This is a genomic window from Bacillus cereus group sp. MYBKT111-2 (assembly GCF_051915205.1).
Taxonomy (GTDB): Bacteria; Bacillota; Bacilli; order Bacillales; family Bacillaceae_G; genus Bacillus_A; species Bacillus_A paranthracis.
Genome location: NZ_JBQAEG010000002.1, coordinates 40,093 through 55,449, shown reverse-complemented (window position 1 = coordinate 55,449; position 15,357 = coordinate 40,093). Strand labels below are relative to the sequence as shown.

The following is a 15,357-nucleotide window of genomic DNA, read 5'->3' as shown; positions in this document are numbered from 1 at the left end:
TTCATAAACAAGTGTCTCTTCGTTTTCACTAATTAATCTGATGTATAACACTTAAAACTCATTGCTGATAGAGTGTACTTATTTACAACATCTGTTCATAATCTCTTTTATGACATTCCGTACAATGAAATGATTTTTGATTCATAAAGAAATTATGTATTTTATTTTGTGGTAAATTCGTATAACGAGCTGACTTAGTTGATATACACCCTGATGCCAATGAAACAGTGCTCCAAAGAGCTTCATCAAATTTCCCAGCATTACCTCCATGGTGCGGAACAACCATTACATACGGTTTTTCTATCTTTGAATTTGAAATTACTTTATAGATTTGTCGATAAGAATGATCTCCTGTTAATAAACCTATAGAATCATTTCCTTCAACAGAAAGCACAATACCACTTTGATTTATATTACTTCCATCAGTTGAACGAAATAACTCAAAATTATTTATCTTTCCTTGAGAGATCAAATCTATCCTTCTTCCCGTTTTAGGAGAAGGTTTAATGATATCAATTCTTATACCTGATGATTTTAAACGATTTAAAGCTTTATTAGCTTGTAGAGTATTCGGAATTTTAGATGGGGCAACTAAATTCTTCATTAATTTCAATTCTACATCATTTAAATCTAATATACCTCTATAATGATCCAAATCCCAATGACTAATAACGGCGTAATATGGTCTATCTATATTTACTTTATTAAGGATTTCATTCATTTCTTCATTACTAAACTTTACATCTCCACCTAAATCATAAATTAAACGAAACATACTATATCTAAAAAACCAATCAAAAAACTCGCATTTCAAATCCCCATCACAATAACATCGTCTTCTTTCAACTATCTCGTTCCAATTTCCGCATCCAACATCTTTAACAATTAACTCCAAATTACCAAATTTCTCTTTTTTCTTCATGTCTTTATATAACTTAGATTCAGTAAATTTTTCAATCATTTCAATTTCCCTAATAATCTCTTTTGTCGTTAGAAATTGTTGAAAATTTAGTTTTGCAGTACTTTTTTGTTCTAGGTAAAATCTGATTAGTCTATTTTCCCTTCCTTCTTCTTCATTTAAAATTCTGAATTCCTCAAATATACAAGCTGGTATATCGTACCAACTCCCTGCTCGCGGACCTTTATATGCCTCAAATTTCATTTTTTGAAAGTGCAAAAGTGTCTTCGAAGATTCTCTTGAAATTTGCACCTCTAAAAGTTGTGCTACCTTTTCTAAATCCGCCATTGAATTAAAATCCAATATAATATCGTATGTTTTTAATTTATTATTAAAATTTACCTTTTCACAATATAATTTCATTTCGTATCTCCTAATTATTTTGATGTATTTTTAGCCGTAAATTCATTTAGTAAAACCACTTCTTTTATCATTTTACTTCCATTTAATTATAAAATCTATATATTAAGTTTCTATATCGGACAAATAACTACTAGCTATTAAAAATATGTCTAAATCATTTAGACATATAAACAGGATATATCTCAACTAAAGTATGTTACTCAATAAGAATATTCAACGTGCTTAAATTTGAAATTCAGTTAGATTAAAAAGCGTTTTTAATGGGATTTATTCCCTTTCCAAACTGGATAAGGGGCTATAAAAGAGGATATTTGTTTATTACTAAACAAATATCCTCTACCTTTACATATATTACGACTGCTGATAAGCCGCTTTCGATGATTTTACATAATAAACTGCATGATCTACATTAATAATATGATCTGGTTTTGGTTTACCACGGCTCGCTCTATGACCTGCTAAATGCTCTTCACTTGTTTCCCAGTTTTTCCATGCTTCTTCAGATTCCCAGCGAATCATAACGACTACTTCTTCGTCGCCGCGTCTTACTTTTTTCACAAGAACACTTAAATCAATAAAACCTTCAAACTTTTCAATAATACCTTCTCCAGTAAAACGTTCTACAACTATATTTGATGTACCTTCTTTTACTGTAAATGTTTTCGTTTCGATAAACATATATCCCACTCCTTCATTCTAATACGAATACTACTATACTTCTATTATAGTTGATTATGATAATTATTTTCAATTATAAAGTTTAGATTTTTCGAATTATGCTGTTTTCTCTTCTATCGCCTCATCTAAAAACTTGAAATACGGAAGTAACATTCCTATTAAAGAGGTGACACATATAATTGCACCGATGATTAAATATAGCGCTCTTACTCCCCACATTTCACTCAATATTCCCCCTACTAACACACCTAACGGCATAGCGGATCGTATGAAAAATAATCGCACTGAAAATACTTGTCCTATCATATTGTTCGGAACTGACTGTTGGCATATCGTTGTGTTATGAACATTGAAAAATGCAATACAAATCCCTGCTATTACTTCAACTATTATTGCAATGATAATACTATGATTGAACCCTAGCGAAATGTATGTGAGCCCCCCTATAAACAATCCTCCAAGCATAAGTATACGCCGGCTTTTATATGTTACTTTTCCGACTAGTATAGATCCAACTACATAGCCAAGTGGGAATCCGGCCATAAAATAACCAAATTCCGCATATCCCGCTGATAGCTCATCTTTGATATAAGGAAGGTTTGTGACCATTGTTACTCCTACTCCAAATTGAACAAAAGTTAGAAATATACCGAGCCAAACGATGATTGGTTTTGTGAAAAAATATGTAAAACCGTGAAGAAATTGTTCTAGCCACGTTTTCCGAATGGATTGTGACGTTCTATTTTCTTTTATATAAAGTAAGACAGTACCACTAACAAATAAACATATGCATACGAAAGATAATGTAAGTTCTATTCCAATCAAATGAATGACTACTCCGCCTAATACTGGCGCAAGAAACATCATAAGGCGAGTCATTCCATCAATGTACGCATTTGCATCTTGAAGTTGTTCTTTCCCTACAATGCTCGGTGTAATTGCTTGACTTGCAGGTGTATAAAGTGGTGTAATAAGTCCCACTACAATTTGAACAACATAAATGTGCCAAACTTCTAAACTACCGGAAACTAACATTATCAAAGGTAATAAGAATACGGACGCTCGTATCCATTGTGAAAAAATCATAATCCACTTCCGACTCCATTTATCAATAAATGGGCCACTGATTAATTGCAGTATGAGTGATGGGATGAAATATAATAGCCACATACTACTTAAAGCCATTTCCGATCCTGTTAACTCATATACTAGAATTGAATTACATAACGTTCCGAAACCGCCTCCTAATTCTGAGATTGCACTACCAATCCACATAAAAAAGAACGAACGATTTTTCAATACATGTTTCAATTTCACACACCAACTTTTCTTTTATATTCCTCCCTTTATGTACCTTCTTGTTGTATATTATCTATTTAAAAACGCATCTAATTCTTTCGCTAACGATTGTACTGCTTTCTTTCTTAATACATATTTCCCATCATGTATATCCACTAACTTCGCTGCACGTAACAATTTCAAATGGTGGTGTACAGTCGATTTACCAAGTTGCAATCTTTCTGTAATTTCCTGCAATGTTCGTTCTTTTTCGAACAACATTTTTACAATGCGTAACCTCGCTTCATCTCCAAGAGCTTTATGCTTTTGAACTAAAAAATAGTTCGGTTCATATGGATCTTCAGGATGGATACTTTCGTTTGCAACTGGGTAATGAAATACTTTCGTATCTTCAATATCCGCCTCAATATTCCACGGTCTGTATGTCATTTGCGGAATAAGAAGTACGTGATGAACACTTGGCTCTGGCATATAGTTCACGCCACCAGTAGCCCACTCGACAAACTCTTCCGGTTTCATTTTTTTATTCATTTCATTCTTTGCTTCATAATCTCGTTTGAATATAGAAAGTATTTCTTCTTCCTCTTTCTGAATAACGCTCTCATACCAACCTGTCATAACAGCAATTAAATGGGATTTTAGCACTTGTACATCAACATCACATATAAAACGAATATACGTAGAGAAAAACTGATGTTCTTGTGTCAGTTCCATTAGTTCATGTATTGCAGTTACGTTTCCACTTGCCGCTAAAATTCTTTTTTTTTGGTACTTCTCTCCTAAAAACGGTAAACATATATACTTCAAATCTTCTTCTGAAAGTGAATCAATTTTAGCGTGAAACTGCGATACATCGTGAAAATCTTCTTCATACAACAACTGAAGCAATGCTTTCCACGTATTATTTTCTTTGACAAATTGTAAATGCTCTCTCATTTCTTCTGTTAATGATTTCTTAATTTCTTCCCATTCATTTTGACTCTTTTCAAGTGTATCAATTAACCTCTTATGAGTAATTGCTGCAATGCCAAGCGCACATTCGAAAAGTATCGAATATTTCACTTGAACGTTATAAGTTTCCCTCTTTCTACTCGTTATGTGATAGACCTCCATTTTTATCCCTCCTTGTTTGCTATATATTAAATTCTATTTTTATCGAATTTTACCTTCTATATTTTTAGAATCAACAAAATTTTAGTTGAAATACATTCATTCTAAATTAAGGAGAATAGGAGCTTTTTTATATACAAATAATAAGCCTCAAGGAGTTGTTGACATGTATTTCATATTGAATATGTTAGGGATTTTCGTTGTCATATTAATTGTTTACTTATGTTCGCCTAATAAAAAACATATAAAATGGAGACCAATTGTAATTCTCATCATATTGGAGCTTTTTATTACGTGGTTTATGTTAGGCACAAAGCTAGGCAGTATTATCATTAATAAAATTGCTTCATTTTTCAGTTGGCTACTGGCATGTGCGAATGAAGGAATTCGATTTGCATTTCCTTCTGCTATGGAAAATCAAACAATTGATTTCTTCTTTAGCGCATTACTTCCTATCATTTTTGTTATCACGTTCTTTGATATTCTTTCTTACTTTGGAATCTTAACTTGGATTATTGATAAAGTAGGTGCAATTATTTCAAAGATTTCTCGTTTACCAAAGTTAGAAAGCTTCTTTTCGATTCAAATGATGTTTTTAGGGAACACTGAAGCGCTTGCTGTTGTTCGGGATCAATTATCTGTTTTAAAAGAAAATCGTCTGCTGACTTTTGGAATTATGAGTATGAGTAGCGTCAGCGGATCCATTCTTGGTGCTTATTTATCAATGGTTCCAGCAACATATATTTTCAGCGCAATCCCATTAAACTGTATTAACGCATTAATTTTAGCCAATGTATTAAATCCTGTGGAAGTTTCGAAAGAAGAAGATGTTGTTTATTCACCTTCCAAACATGAAAAAAAGGATTTCTTTTCTACTATTTCCAACAGTATGTTAGTCGGGATGAATATGGTTATCGTTATTTTAGCTATGGTAATTGGATATGTAGCTTTAACAGCATGTTTAAATGGGATTTTAGGATTTTTTGTAACGGGTTTAACAATTCAAAAAATCTTCTCTATTATCTTTAGTCCTTTCGCTTTTTTACTCGGTTTATCGGGCAGTGATGCTATGTATGTAGCTGAACTAATGGGGATCAAAATAACGACGAATGAATTTGTTGCAATGATGGATTTAAAATCAAACTTAAAGTCTTTACAACCGCATACGGTTGCGGTTGCCACAACATTTCTAGCTTCTTTTGCTAACTTTAGTACAGTAGGTATGATTTATGGAACTTACAATTCATTATTTGGCGGCGAAAAATCATCAGTCATCGGGAAAAATGTTTGGAAGCTTCTTGTGAGCGGAATGGCTGTTTCCTTATTAAGCGCTATGCTTGTTGGGCTTTTTGTATGGTAAATAATTTTTAAAATAAAAGACACCCAAACGAATTGAGTGTCTTTTATTTTTATTTTCGAATTTGTCCATTACCACGAATTATATATTTTGTGGAAGTTAATGCAGGAAGTCCCATTGGTCCCCTTACGTGTAGCTTTTGTGTACTGATGCCAATCTCAGCTCCGAATCCGAATTCAGATCCATCAGTAAAACGAGTTGATGCATTGTGATACAGCGCAGCAGCATCAACAGATACGAAAAATTTGCTGACGTTTTCCTCGTTTTCTGAAATAATCGCTTCAGAATGCATAGATCCATACGTATTTATGTGGTGAATCGCTTCTTCTATAGAAGAAACTAATTTAACTGCTAGCGTGAGAGATAAAAATTCTGTCCCCCAGTCTTCTTCTGAAGCAAGTACAATTGATGAATCAATTGCCAATGCTTTTTGATCACCACGTAGCTCCACGCCTCTTGCCTTCAAAGAAGAAAACAACTCGCTACCATATTGCTCTGCCCACTTCTCATGAAGTACAATCGTTTCAATTGCATTACATACAGATGGACGCTGCGTTTTTGCATTTATAATAATATCAAATGCCATTTGTTTATCCGCTGTTTCATCAATGAAAATATGACAATTTCCCGCACCTGTTTCAAGTACTGGGACAGACGCTTCCCTCACAACAGTATCGATTAATTGCTTGCCACCTCTTGGAATAAGAACGTCTAAATAATCATTCATTGTAAACAACTGCTTCGCACTATCTCGCGTTGTATCTTCTATAAGCTGTACACTTTCTTCTGGTAAGCTTGTTTGTTTGAGCGCTCTGTGAATAACGGCAACGATGGCTTTATTAGAATGAATAGCAGAAGAACTACCACGTAATATGACTGCGTTTCCTGTCTTCAAACAAATTGTAGCAGCATCCACTGTTACATTCGGTCTTGCCTCGTAAATCATCCCAACAACACCAAGTGGTACACGCATTTCCTGAATAGATAGTCCATTTGGCCTTTCCCATGCACTTACACATTCTCCTACAGGATCACGTAATTCAATTAGTTGCTTAATCCCTTCTGTCATATCAACAATACGCTGTTCATTCAGCATAAGGCGATCAAGGAGAGAATCAGAAAACCCTTTTGCCTTACCTTCTTCTATATCCCGATTGTTTTCCTCTAAAATATAAGCTGTTTCATTTATTAATTGATTTGCAATTGCAGCAAGTGCTTCGTTTTTTTGATGTGTAGATTTTAGTACAAGTTCCCTAGCAACCTCTTTCGCTCTTTTCCCCTTTGCTAACACTTCATTCATTTTTATTTCCTCCTTTTTAACATCACTATTCTTAAAGTGAAACCCAATGATCCCTATGGATGACTTCATAATTATGCCTTTCGCCTCTTGCTTGAATATGTTGGCTTTGCATACCTTTTATCTCTCTTAATTCCTCTGCGCTATATGTGCATTGTCCTTTTCCAATTACGCGACCTTGTTGCGTCATGACTTCTACAACATCGCCAACTTTGAAAAATCCTGACACATTTGTAACACCCGCAGGAAGAAGACTCTTGCCATGCTGAATGATAGCTGTAGTTGCTCCGGCGTCTATTTCAATTTGACCGCTAACAACCGAATGCAAGGCAATCCATTGCTTGTTCATCTTCATTTCTTTTTGAGGGGCATTTCCGACATACGTCCCGTCACCTTTCCCCTTTAAAACATCAACAAATTTCTCTTGTCCACGTCCTGTACCGATAAATACACTTACCCCAAGAGATAGCGCCGTCTTTGCAGCATCAATTTTTGATTTCATACCGCCAGTCCCAAGTTTTGAGCCAGCATCTCCAGCAAGAGAAGCAATTTCTTCTGTAACTTCAGGAAGGAAATAATATTTTTTCGCATCCTCATTTTTTTGAGGATTTTTATCATATAAACCGTTCACATCTGTAAAAATCATCAGCATATCTGCCGAAACAAGTCCGCTTACTAAAGCTGACAGCATATCATTATCACCGAACGTTAACTCCTCTAAAGAGATGGAATCATTTTCATTAATAATTGGAAGAGCAGAACGGTTTAGTAACTCTCCTAACGTCGCGTAAGCATTACTATATTGTTCTTTTCTAGAAAAATCACTTCTCGTCAGCAATAGTTGCGCAGTAACGATGCCATATTTACGGAATTCCTCCGTGTATGCCTGCATTAATAAACTTTGTCCGACAGCTGCTGCAGCCTGTTTTCCTTTAATTGTTACAGGTCTGCTAGGGTATCCTAGAGCAGAAAAACCTGCAGCAACGGCCCCAGATGTAATTAATAAAACTTCATGCCCTTCCTCTTTCAATCGAGCCAATGCGGCAACATGATCTGAAAGTTGTTCTTTAGAAATGCCTCCATGACTATCCGCCAAAGAACTGCTCCCAATCTTTACAACTATTCGCTGTTTCTTCACTTTTTTATCCCCCAAGTCTAAAATCAAAGTTTTTTATACATTACACTTCTATTCATACAGCTTTCTTATAAGTGCTGCACGTAGCCTATTTAAGAGCAAAATAAAAATGACCGCTTCGCCCTTAATAAAATAAAAAGGACGAAACGGTCATTGTTCCGCGGTACCACCTTAATTGATATACATAGATATCCACTTGGTGCCTATAACGCAGGCGAACGCCTAAACTTTCATTTAAGACTCAGGGATAGGTTCGATATATTCTATACGAGGAATCTTTCAGCCGGTGAATTCCACTCTCTTTCGCAAGAAGACATATGTACTATTTCCCTTCAACGATTTTCGGTTTAATTTTTTTATATTATGCGATATAGTTCGATTTAGTGTCAAGAGGTATTTTTAAAAATACATAGAGCTGCGAGTTACTTGTATGAAGTTATTGCCCTACTGAATGAAAATACAAATCGATATAAGTTCAACTCATATTTATAAACATAAACCTTACATTATAGTGTATACATTTACATAATGTCGAATATAATTTAATTTTTATCTTTTCATGTTGCAAAAAGGAATATATTCTCTTAGAATGTTTCTTTATATTGCACAGAGATGTTATTGTTATATTAAGATAATACTTTCGAAATGATATAATTTATTAAAAAGGAGCAAGATTGAATTATTATGGATAAACAAATTGGATTCATCGGATGCGGAAATATGGGGATGGCTATCATTGGCGGGATGCTAAACAAAAAGATAGTGTCTTCAAATAAAATCATGTGTTCAGATTTAAACACGACGAATTTAGAAAATGCTAGTACAAAGTACGGAATAACTATAACTACTGACAACAATGAAGTCGCTAAAAATGCTGATATTTTAATTTTATCAATTAAACCAGACTTATACTCATTAGTAATTAACGAAATTAAAGAAGTAATAAAAAACGATACTATCATCGTTACGATCGCTGCTGGCAAAAGTATTGAAAGTACTGAAAATGCCTTTAATCAAAAATTAAAAGTTGTAAGAGTAATGCCTAATACTCCTGCTCTTGTTGGAGAAGGAATGTCTGCATTATGCCCGAATGAAATGGTGACAGAAAAAGATTTAGAAGAAGTGCTAAACATTTTCAATAGTTTTGGTCAATCAGAGATTGTAAGTGAAAAGTTAATGGATGTTGTAACATCTGTAAGTGGTTCTTCACCAGCATACGTATATATGATTATAGAAGCGATGGCAGATGCTGCTGTACTAGATGGTATGCCAAGAAATCAAGCATATAAATTCGCTGCTCAAGCAGTATTAGGCTCTGCAAAAATGGTACTAGAAACAGGAATACATCCAGGTGAATTGAAAGATATGGTTTGTTCTCCTGGCGGAACAACGATAGAAGCTGTAGCAACTTTAGAGGAAAAAGGCTTACGAACAGCTATCATTTCAGCTATGCAACGTTGTACACAAAAGTCTGTCGAACTATCTGGTCAAACGAAAAAGTAAAACTATAAATTCACATGAATGTAATTAGAAATGCACTACATGATAAACGGCCAAACTCGAATTTACTTGAGTTTGGCCGTTTTAGTTGTTAATTATATTAAAATAATTTCATTTTCCCCTTCCCTACTACGCTTGTGTAATTTTATTAGAAACAAGTAATTTTTCAATGCAAATCGGTAACATATCTAATAGCGTTTCAAATGCGTAATTTACATCTAGACGTTCTGTCCATTGATGTGCATCTTTCCCTACCGGTCCCATATTTAAAACTGGAACGTCAAATTCTTCTAGTTCCTGAAGTGGAATTGAGTAACCTTTATCCCATAATGGCATATTATCTACAAGTGAACTCATTGAATGTAATGGATTTTGTAAGCCCACATAGCTTAAATCTGAAATTCCTCCAAAATAGTTTTGGTTTTCAAATGTAATATTATGATTGAAGTGTGCATACCTTTCCATTTCTCCGACTACTTCTTTAATTAACTGGTTGTTGCGTGAACTTACAGCTGGATAATATGGCGGAGCGAAGAAAAGTACAATCATCGGCGCCTTTTCTTTACATAAAATAGCTAGTTTATCTACTAAATCAATCGTTACCGCACGATCATCTTTATCTTCTCTATTTTTAATAATGCTAGATTGAATATCATCTATTTTCTCTTGCCCGTGTTGTTCAATTGCATAAGCGATAAGCTCTTCATATGTTAATACATTTACTTTGAGGTTAGGTGGTATAAATGGATTATATTTAGAAAAACGATAAGCTTGCTTCTCATATGATTCTTCTATTTTTTCTGCTACTTTCGTTACTTTTTGACGCAGCAATGAAACGACATCTGTCATTGATTTTTCTAGTAAAAACAAATTAAATAATGTGACTGCGCGATGCGGAATTTGTACAGAATACTCCTCCTTTAAGTCCCTTTGAAGTAAGTTAGTTGGCGGAGGACTCGCTTCCCCTTCTACAATATCACAAAGGTCTGTATTCAACTCTAATTCTGCTGTTATTAATGAAGCCATATAACTCCCATTTAAACCTGCAAAAGGTTCACCTACATGTGTCTCTTTTCCATAGCAAAGAAAACCAGGTAACACTTTACCAATAGAACCAGTGTAAATATATTTCTTTTGGTCACCAGGATGCCTTGAAAACATAGGCTCTGAATTTAGTACTGTTTTATAATCTAAATCATGTTCTCTTGCTAAATCTAATAATCTTGGGACAGCAGCTCTCATCCCTACAGAGTTTACTTCTTCATCTGGTACAGCCAATAAAAGAACATTCCCATCAAACCTTCCTTCGCAAGCTTGCTCAATCATTGCCATTTGTAACGTGAGGCCGCATTTCATATCCATTGTTCCTCTACCAAACAGCCAATCTCCTTGTTCTATATCTTCACGTATATGGTCTGGTAATTCATCTTTATGAGAATAAAACATAGACGTTAACTTTTTAGGATTGAATGCATCTTCTTTCCACACTCCATAATCTTGTACATCTACAACATCAAAATGACTTACTAAAATTACGGTATTTTTTGTACGATCGCTTTTCTTTACTAGTGCTGTAACAAAATATCTTCCGTCCCCTGTCGGATTTTTTTGCAAATGGTGCGAATTTTCTTTGAAGTACTGTAAATCAGATAATTGTTCCACAACGAAGTCTGGCAATATCACTTCAGCTTCTGTACCTGTAATACTAGGAATTTCAACAAGACCGCTTAATAATTGAATCAATTGTTCTTTTGATTGCCACTTTGACATATAAATCCCCCTATTTTTCCGCATTATGAAAATGAATTCCAGTATATGAATAAAAAATGACGACAGTTATCAAAATTATAGTTCTGATGTACTGCCGATTTTTATTGATATTTCATGTGCTGCTTGTTTTACCTTACTAATAAGAAAAGATAGTCGATCATCATTAATGCGATGACTAATTAACCCAACACTTAATGCTCCTACTACTTTATGATTAAATCCGATAATAGGTGCAGCTACTGAAGCTGTCCCTTCTGTTTTTTCTCCATAACTGACAGCATATCCTTCGTTTCTTATTTGCTTTATTTGATCAAGAAGAATTTGCTTTTGTTCTGGTAAAGCAGAAAGTAGTTGCTCAACAATATATTCCATTTCATTCTGTTTCATATTGGCAAGCATCGTTTTATTTGCAGCACCAATTGAAAGAGGAATCTGTTCCCCTAAGTTATCAATAACTCGAATTTTTAAAGGGCTATCCATTCTTTCAATAATAATAGAATGTGTTCCATTTGGAATGTTCAAATAAACACTTTCTTCCACTTCATAGGCCAATCGTTTCATTACTTCTCTTGCGACTGATCTGTAGTCTACCTTCTCCAATTGTCGTAATCCTATTTCCATCCACATTGGTCCAATTTTGTACTGTTTCGTCTCTGAAATTTGTGTAACTAGCCCATGCTCGATTAGAGAGTTAAGTAATCTATGTACTGTACTAACTGGGAGATGTGTTCTGTCCGCTATATCAGAAATGGCCCAATACTCTTTTTCATTAGTAGAATTTAATAACTTTATAATACTTATCGCTCGATCAATGGACTGTACCATAACTCACCTCTACTTCACTTGTAATATGTTAGCACGCTCAATTACCTATCAATTTAACAAACATTCGAAATGAAATCAATCTATTTATTCAATTTTCTAAAAATAAAAATATGTTGCGAACAATAATTTGAAAGCGCAAACAAAAAAATATTGACTTTTCTTTTTAATTATCTGAAAATTATAAGAAGATTTCACATCACGGAATATATTCCACAATACGGAAAAACATCAAAATTTATGCTATCAACTACGAAAGTGAGGAAAACAATGGCGCAAGTAAATAATACAAACAATGAATTAAAACGTACGATGAAAAGTAGACACTTATTCATGATTGCACTCGGTGGCGTGATTGGAACGGGATTATTTAACGGATCTGGTTTTATTATAAGTCAGGCTGGACCTGGTGGATCCGTACTTGCCTTTATGGCCGGTGGATTATTAATGTATTTCGTTATGCTATGTCTTGGTGAACTCGCTGTAGCCATGCCTGTTTCGGGGTCTTTCCAGGAATATGCCACTAAGTTTATCAATCCTGCAACTGGCTTTACAATCGGATGGTTGTATTGGTTAAGCTGGGCGAATACGACCGGCCTTGAATTTACAACTGCTGGCATTACAATGCAGCGCTGGTTTCCTGATATTCCTGTTTGGGTTTGGTGTTTAATATTTGGCGTTACAATCTTCACAATTAACGCACTATCTGCTCGTAGTTATGCAGAAACAGAATTTTGGTTTTCAAGTATAAAAGTATCTGCCATTATCGCTTTTATTATTCTTGGTGGCGCCGCTATGTTCGGTTTTATTGATTTAAAAGGCGACGAACCAGCTCCGCTATTATCAAATTTCGTGAATCATGGTGGTTTATTTCCAAATGGACTTGCAGCTATTCTATTAACAATGGTTACAGTCAATTATTCCTTCCAAGGTACAGAACTTGTTGGAATCGCTGCAGGTGAAAGTGAAGATCCAGCAAAAACTTTACCTCGTTCTATTAGAAATATTATATGGCGTACGATGTTTTTCTTCGTCTTAGCAATCTTTGTTCTTGTTGCTTTAATTCCTTGGGAAGAAGCAGGATTAACAAAAAGCCCGTTCGTTGCCGTTTTTGATAATATCGGTATTCCCTATGCGGCTGATATTATGAACTTTGTTATTCTTACTGCTGTTCTTTCTGTCGCAAACTCAGGACTATACGCGGCAACTCGTATGCTTTGGTCATTATCCAAAAATGAAATGGCTCCAGCCTTTTTAAAGAAATTATCATCACGAGGAATACCTTTAAACGCTTTAATTATGACAATTGCTATTTCTGCTTTTTCTCTTTTAACAAGCGTTGTAGCTGCTGAAACGGTTTACTTATGGCTCATTTCCATTTCTGGAGTTATAACAATCATTGTTTGGATGTCAATTTGTGTCTCTCAATTCTTTTTCCGTAAACATTATGTAGCAGACGGCGGAAAATTAGAAGACTTAAAGTTCAAAACGCCACTTTATCCACTTGTACCAATACTTGGTTTTGGATTGTATGGCATTATATTAATCAGTCTAATCTTTATCCCAGAACAACGTCTAGGAATCTATTGCACTGTACCATTTATCATCTTTTGCTACACGTACTATCACTTTAAAGTTAAGAAAAGACTTGCTACTAACACTCGTAGTGAAAGTAAAATTAGCGAGACTATGTAATACTATACTTATATATAAAAGACCGCACATAGCTTTTACCTTATGTGCGGTCTTTTATCATTCTAATTCGCTTTAAAATTATATAACGGCTTAATAATATGCTTTATATCTATTGTCTCTTTCGTATTTTCGATAATTTCATTCATTGGCTTGTATACCATTGGTGCCTCATCAATTGTGCTCTCTGCTACCGATGTAGTCCAAACTTCTGTCATCGTATTTTGGAAGTCCTCTAGACTCAATAATTCTTTAGCCTTCTTACGACTCATGATACGTCCTGCCCCATGCGGACCAGAAAAATTCCAGTCTGGATTACCTTTACCAAATGCAATAATTGAACCATCTCTCATGTTAATTGGAATAATGACTCGTTCATCTTTCTGAGCTGAAATAGCACCTTTTCGTAGAATCATATTTTCTATGTCTATATAGTTATGTATTGTAGTAAATTGATCGGTTACTTTCCAGTCCATTTTCGTAACAATTTCATCGATCATTGCTTTACGATTTAACGCAGCATACTTTTGAGCAATATTCATGTCATTCATATAATCTTTGAATCCCTGTCCTTCTAAATAAGCTAATTCTTTTCGAATATTAGGCTTCTTTATTCCACGTAAAGTTTCTTGTATTTCTTTTTCTCTCCCCTCTTTCATTAATCTCTTAATAATCTCATCTTTCATTGATGTAACATCAGTGAGTTGTTCATATGCGAAGTTCTGATAATACTCTGCTATTTGCTTTCCTAAATTACGAGAACCACTATGAATGACAATATATACATTCCCTTTATCGTCTTCATTTAGTTCGATGAAATGATTCCCTCCTCCAAGAGTACCTATACTTTTTTGAGCGCGTTGTAATGTAAATGGTGCTCTCACACCATCAAAATCAATCATTTTTGAGAATCGATGTTCTTTATCTCGGATACGAAAACCACTTGGAACGAATTTACGAATTGTTTCGTCTAAATAATCGAAATTAATTTCTTCTTTTTTCTTATCAATTACAACAACTTCCATACCACAACCAATGTCTACCCCTACAAGATTAGGAACGATTTTATCTTGTATTGTCATTGTTGTCCCAATCGTACACCCTGCTCCCGCATGTGTATCTGGCATAATACGAATTTGACTATCCTTTACAAATTCTTGGTTACAAAGATCAATAATCTGCCCTGTCGCAGTCTCATCAACGTTATTCGTAAATACTTTCGCTTCATTGTATTTTCCTTGTAATTTCAACATCTTTCATTTCCCCTTCCTTTTGAAAGAATTATTTTATTACGTTGTTTCTGTTCTCATCATTACTCTCATCCACCTTTTGCTTTCCATTATATATGTATGATATCCTTCACAATAATAAAAAAT

At 34.5% G+C, this 15,357-nt stretch carries 12 protein-coding genes and 1 other annotated feature; of the genes, 3 read left to right on the top strand and 9 right to left on the bottom strand.

Translation table 11 applies throughout. The features are described from left to right. Nucleotides 1–82 precede the first annotated feature (82 nt). The 4 genes from ACTFNE_RS05410 to ACTFNE_RS05395 form a co-directional block, all read right to left on the bottom strand. Nucleotides 83–1,321: an aldolase gene (locus ACTFNE_RS05410; RefSeq protein WP_270705832.1), complete on the bottom strand. Its 1,239-nt coding sequence runs from the start codon at nucleotides 1,319–1,321 to the stop codon at nucleotides 83–85. Between the two features lie 351 nt (nucleotides 1,322–1,672). Further along, nucleotides 1,673–1,999 (bottom strand): heme-degrading monooxygenase HmoA, encoded by a 327-nt coding sequence (gene hmoA / locus ACTFNE_RS05405; RefSeq protein WP_000469503.1) that lies wholly within the window; start codon nucleotides 1,997–1,999, stop codon nucleotides 1,673–1,675. A 96-nt stretch (nucleotides 2,000–2,095) separates the two neighbouring features. Continuing rightward, nucleotides 2,096–3,316 (bottom strand): MFS transporter, encoded by a 1,221-nt coding sequence (locus ACTFNE_RS05400; protein WP_270705833.1) that lies wholly within the window; start codon nucleotides 3,314–3,316, stop codon nucleotides 2,096–2,098. 51 nt (nucleotides 3,317–3,367) lie between these two features. After that, a complete protein-coding gene (locus tag ACTFNE_RS05395; protein WP_270705834.1) occupies nucleotides 3,368–4,411 on the bottom strand; it encodes an ArsR/SmtB family transcription factor in 1,044 nt (347 codons plus the stop codon). Between the two features lie 163 nt (nucleotides 4,412–4,574). On the opposite strand from ACTFNE_RS05395, the gene ACTFNE_RS05390 reads away from it, so the two are divergent. Further along, the gene (locus ACTFNE_RS05390) at nucleotides 4,575–5,768 is read left to right on the top strand and encodes a NupC/NupG family nucleoside CNT transporter (RefSeq protein ID WP_000273608.1); all 1,194 of its coding nucleotides are present in this window, start codon (nucleotides 4,575–4,577) and stop codon (nucleotides 5,766–5,768) included. Nucleotides 5,769–5,817: 49 nt separating this feature from the next. Here the strand turns inward: ACTFNE_RS05390 and proA are convergent, their stop codons facing one another. Then, the gene (gene proA, locus ACTFNE_RS05385) at nucleotides 5,818–7,065 is read right to left on the bottom strand and encodes a gamma-glutamyl phosphate reductase (RefSeq protein WP_074542216.1); all 1,248 of its coding nucleotides are present in this window, start codon (nucleotides 7,063–7,065) and stop codon (nucleotides 5,818–5,820) included. 31 nt (nucleotides 7,066–7,096) lie between these two features. Next, a complete protein-coding gene (gene proB / locus ACTFNE_RS05380) occupies nucleotides 7,097–8,200 on the bottom strand; it encodes a glutamate 5-kinase (protein ID WP_000744724.1) in 1,104 nt (367 codons plus the stop codon). 131 nt (nucleotides 8,201–8,331) lie between these two features. Next, nucleotides 8,332–8,542 (bottom strand) — a binding site (T-box leader). Nucleotides 8,543–8,881: 339 nt separating this feature from the next. Here proB and proC point away from each other — a divergent pair. Beyond that, on the top strand, nucleotides 8,882–9,700 hold the full coding sequence (gene proC / locus ACTFNE_RS05375) for a pyrroline-5-carboxylate reductase (RefSeq protein ID WP_270705836.1): 819 nt from the start codon (nucleotides 8,882–8,884) through the stop codon (nucleotides 9,698–9,700). A 126-nt stretch (nucleotides 9,701–9,826) separates the two neighbouring features. On the opposite strand, the gene ACTFNE_RS05370 is transcribed toward proC, so the two are convergent. Both ACTFNE_RS05370 and ACTFNE_RS05365 read right to left on the bottom strand, forming a co-directional pair. Beyond that, entirely contained in the window at nucleotides 9,827–11,467 is a 1,641-nt protein-coding gene (locus ACTFNE_RS05370) for a M20 family metallopeptidase (protein ID WP_270705837.1), read from the bottom strand. Nucleotides 11,468–11,542: 75 nt separating this feature from the next. Then, entirely contained in the window at nucleotides 11,543–12,292 is a 750-nt protein-coding gene (locus tag ACTFNE_RS05365) for an IclR family transcriptional regulator (RefSeq protein ID WP_000250772.1), read from the bottom strand. Between the two features lie 267 nt (nucleotides 12,293–12,559). Between ACTFNE_RS05365 and ACTFNE_RS05360 the strand changes: the two genes are divergently transcribed. Beyond that, nucleotides 12,560–13,984, top strand: coding sequence for an amino acid permease (locus tag ACTFNE_RS05360; protein WP_000079973.1), 1,425 nt, complete (start codon nucleotides 12,560–12,562; stop codon nucleotides 13,982–13,984). A gap of 62 nt (nucleotides 13,985–14,046) precedes the next feature. Here ACTFNE_RS05360 and ACTFNE_RS05355 read toward each other — a convergent pair whose 3' ends face one another. Continuing rightward, nucleotides 14,047–15,234, bottom strand: coding sequence for an RtcB family protein (locus ACTFNE_RS05355; RefSeq protein WP_270705838.1), 1,188 nt, complete (start codon nucleotides 15,232–15,234; stop codon nucleotides 14,047–14,049). Nucleotides 15,235–15,357: the final 123 nt, after the last annotated feature.

What these genes read in the sequence shown, in the direction of transcription:
- ACTFNE_RS05410 (WP_270705832.1), bottom strand. Translation starts at nt 1,321, where the DNA reads ATGAAATTATATTGTGAAAAGGTAAATTTTAATAATAAATTAAAAACA.
- hmoA (WP_000469503.1), bottom strand. Translation starts at nt 1,999, where the DNA reads ATGTTTATCGAAACGAAAACATTTACAGTAAAAGAAGGTACATCAAAT.
- ACTFNE_RS05395 (WP_270705834.1), bottom strand. Translation starts at nt 4,411, where the DNA reads ATGGAGGTCTATCACATAACGAGTAGAAAGAGGGAAACTTATAACGTT.
- ACTFNE_RS05390 (WP_000273608.1), top strand. Translation starts at nt 4,575, where the DNA reads ATGTATTTCATATTGAATATGTTAGGGATTTTCGTTGTCATATTAATT.
- proA (WP_074542216.1), bottom strand. Translation starts at nt 7,065, where the DNA reads ATGAATGAAGTGTTAGCAAAGGGGAAAAGAGCGAAAGAGGTTGCTAGG.
- proC (WP_270705836.1), top strand. Translation starts at nt 8,882, where the DNA reads ATGGATAAACAAATTGGATTCATCGGATGCGGAAATATGGGGATGGCT.
- ACTFNE_RS05370 (WP_270705837.1), bottom strand. Translation starts at nt 11,467, where the DNA reads ATGTCAAAGTGGCAATCAAAAGAACAATTGATTCAATTATTAAGCGGT.
- ACTFNE_RS05365 (WP_000250772.1), bottom strand. Translation starts at nt 12,292, where the DNA reads ATGGTACAGTCCATTGATCGAGCGATAAGTATTATAAAGTTATTAAAT.
- ACTFNE_RS05360 (WP_000079973.1), top strand. Translation starts at nt 12,560, where the DNA reads ATGGCGCAAGTAAATAATACAAACAATGAATTAAAACGTACGATGAAA.
- ACTFNE_RS05355 (WP_270705838.1), bottom strand. Translation starts at nt 15,234, where the DNA reads ATGTTGAAATTACAAGGAAAATACAATGAAGCGAAAGTATTTACGAAT.